This is a genomic window from Pseudonocardia kujensis, assembly GCF_021283305.1.
GTDB classification, from domain to species: Bacteria; Actinomycetota; Actinomycetes; order Mycobacteriales; family Pseudonocardiaceae; genus Pseudonocardia; species Pseudonocardia kujensis.
On sequence record NZ_JAJSOK010000142.1, the window covers coordinates 1 to 3,092 of the forward strand.

A 3,092-nucleotide genomic window follows, 5' to 3' on the forward strand; every position below is an offset into this window, starting at 1 on the left:
GGCGCTGCGCGCCGACCCCACCCTCGCCCAAGGCCTGTCCACCCACGCCGGGGAGCTGACCAACCCCGAGGTCGCCCACGCCCACAACCTGCCCTCCCGCCAGACCGGAGCAGTCCTGACCTCCTGACAGCGAGCGCAGCTTCGACAGCGCCGTCCCCAAGGACGTCATCACCGCAAGGGGCTCGTCGCTGCTCACGAGTCGACCGCGATCACCTGCTTGGCCAGCCCGGTACTCAAGCTGTTCGTGACCCGGCGTCTGTGAACCGCATGCCCTCGCTCGGGGGGACGTAGGAAGGTCACATCTCGCGCATCACCCGCACGAGGTCGGGTAGCTCGCGGCTACCCCCGAGGCCACGTGCCGTTTCGACAACCCTCCGACGCAACTCGTCGGACCAGAACGAGTCCATGGCCAGCGCGCTCTTCCGTTCGAGATCCTCCCACGTCAGGGTCGCAGGCTCGCCGGACGGCACGTCAACCCTGACCGCGGTGGAGCCCGAACGGAGTTCGGCTCCCGCTGTGGGGATCGTCGGATCGGTGACGATCTCGATGCGGTCGATGAGCTGAAGGACTGCCTCGTCGTCGAGGTGGGCGTAGCTGTTCCAACCGGGGGCACCGGCCAGAAGGGTGACCGCGACTTGGAAGAACACGCTGAACTGGGCGTCCACTGTGTTCTGTGGGCGGAGCTTGGGGCTCACGGAGCGGCCGACGAGGTCCACGGCCCGAGGCTCAAGGCGCAGCTGCAGGACCCCGCTCCCGCCGGCAACGCCGGGGTCACGGTCCCGCAGCTGCAGAGCCGCGTCGATCGCCCCGTGGGTGGCCCGGCACGCCGGGTAGGGCTTGATGCCGGTGTCCGACGCAGTCCACGGCCGGTCGGGCGGCGGGACGAGGTGGCGGACATCGGGGCCGGCGCTGAAGGCCAGCAACGCGCCGCGCCTGCCTTCCAGCGCCTGTCTGCTTCCCTTGACCCCGGCTTCGGCCAGCGCCGCGGCCAGGAGGCCGTTGCGTGCGGCAAGGCCCGGGTGCAGCCGCTTGTTCCAGCTGCCGTCCTCCATGAACTGCATGGATCCCGACGCCGAGGAACCGGCGAGCCCGATCGCGCTCTCGGCGGCGTCGGCGTCCAGCCGCAGCAGGGCCGCGGCGGCCGCCGCGGCGCCGAAGGTGCCTGCGACCCCCGTCGGGTGGAATCCCCGGTCGTAGGCGGACTGACCGATGGCCATCCCGACCCGGCAGGTCACCTCGTAGCCGACCGCGGCAGCGGTCAGCAGTGCGCGGCCGTCGGCGCCGCGGTGCTCCGCGAGCGCGAGCACCGCCGGCCAGACCGGCGCACCGGGGTGGAGCGCACCTCCGAGGTGGGTGTCGTCGAAGTCGAGACTGTGCGCCGCGATCCCGTTGAGCAGGGCCGCGTTCTCCAGGGACGCCCGCGCGGTCGAGGCGATCACCGTCGCTCCCTCGCCCGCGGGTGCGGCATCGAGGCTCGCCGTCCCGGCGCGGAACGCGGGGCTCGACTCCGCCAGGTGTGCCCCGGCGGCCGCCACGACCAGGAAGTCGAGTAGGTACATGCGCATCCGCTCGACGACGTGGTCGGGCAGGTCCACGAACGTCGTGCTCGCGATGAACTCCGCGAGACGCTGGGTCAGCAGGCCGGCCACCTCGGCGGGTGTGTCGTCGGTCCTCAGCATCGTTCTCCCCCGGTCGGGACGTAGGCGACGCCGCTCATGAGGCGCCGTGCGGTTCGGGTCATCGCCAGTCGGGTGAAGCGCGGGGTCTCGCCGGGCGCCTCGGGGTCCACGCCGACCTGGGTGACCATCACGCCGAATGGATGGCCCAGCCGCAGCGAGCCCGACCCGCCGCTTTCCCCGCAGACCCGCGCCACCACCGACCCGGGAACGCGGGAGGCGGCGGTCAGGGCCATCGACGCCGTCCCGGGGATGGTCGGATGCAACCGCCCCATGAACAACATCCGGACCCGGAGGTCCATCTCGGCCGCTGGCACCTCGGTGCCGTCGGGGGTTCGGTAGTTGCCGGGCGGGGCGACGACGCCGAGCAGGGGCAGTCCGGGGCTGTGTTCCTCCGCGAGGGTCCAGTCGTCCACCAGGCCGGTGAGCTCCGCGGCTCTCGCGCGCAGCTCGTTGAGCAGCGCCATGACCTTGGTGTCGCCCTCGATGTCGTCTGCCTGCTCGCTGCCGTTCAGGCCGACCGCGGCGGCTTCGACCCAGATCGTCGGGTTTCCGACGTCGCAGAGGGAGATCGAGACGGTGTCGCCCGAGCTCACCGTCACGGTGTCGACGGCGTGGCCCGTGGGCAGCAGCCGCCCGGTTCGCGCGCCGACTGTGGCGGCCCAGTCGATGAGGATGGGCGCGCCGGTGCCCGGCACGCCGGGGATCGCGACGTCGCCGGTGACGGCGGCTCGTCCGCCGCGCACGGGAACCTCGGCGACGAGGATTTTGTCGGTGTTGGTGTTGCGGATCCGGACCCGGGTGACGGGCTCGACGACCGGCACGAGCCCCTCGTCGACGGCGAATGGCCCGACCCCGGACGAGATGTTGCCGCAGTTGCCCGCGTAGTCCACGTGGGCCGTTTCGATGTCGACTTGGGCGAAGGTGTAGTCGACGTCGACGTCGACGTCGTCGCGAGCGGAGGCCGCGATGATTGCCACCTTGGACGTGACCGGTCGGGACCCGCCGAGGCCGTCGACCTGCAGGACGTCCGGTGATCCCATCAGCCGGCACAGCAGCGCGTCCCGCTCGGCCCCAGGGCCGGGGATGTCGTGTTCGTGCAAGTAGAGCCCCTTGCTGGTGCCTCCACGGGCTAGCACCAGCCGGACTGTCTCCTGGTCGGGGCGTGCCGTGGTCGTCACTGCACGCTCACTCATCGGGTGCTCCCCTCCACCTGGCGATCGGGTCGTGTGCGCGATGCCGGGGGTCGCACCTCGCGGCGGAGGATCTTGCCGGTCGGGCCCTTGGGCAGGGCGTCGACCAGCCAGACCGCGCGCGGGTACTTGTAGGCCGCGAGGCGGTCCCGGACGAAGTTCTTCAGCTCCTCCGGGTCGGCGGACTGGCCGGGCTTGAGGGCGACGGCGGCGCCGATCTCCT

General features: G+C 71.7%; 3 protein-coding genes. All 3 read right to left on the reverse strand.

Going from position 1 to position 3,092, the window contains the following annotated elements; all coding sequences use genetic code 11:
- Window positions 1-296: 296 nt before the first annotated feature.
- Window positions 297-1,679 (reverse strand): MmgE/PrpD family protein, encoded by a 1,383-nt coding sequence (locus LWC35_RS38645; RefSeq protein WP_232875560.1) that lies wholly within the window; start codon window positions 1,677-1,679, stop codon window positions 297-299.
- Window positions 1,673-2,872, reverse strand: coding sequence for a 2-methylaconitate cis-trans isomerase PrpF family protein (locus LWC35_RS38650; protein ID WP_232875561.1), 1,200 nt, complete (start codon window positions 2,870-2,872; stop codon window positions 1,673-1,675). The genes LWC35_RS38645 and LWC35_RS38650 overlap by 7 nt, the downstream gene beginning before the upstream one ends.
- The coding region (locus LWC35_RS38655) for an AMP-binding enzyme (RefSeq protein ID WP_443690217.1) at window positions 2,869-3,092 on the reverse strand (224 nt) is incomplete at its 5' end. The genes LWC35_RS38655 and LWC35_RS38650, both read right to left, overlap by 4 nt.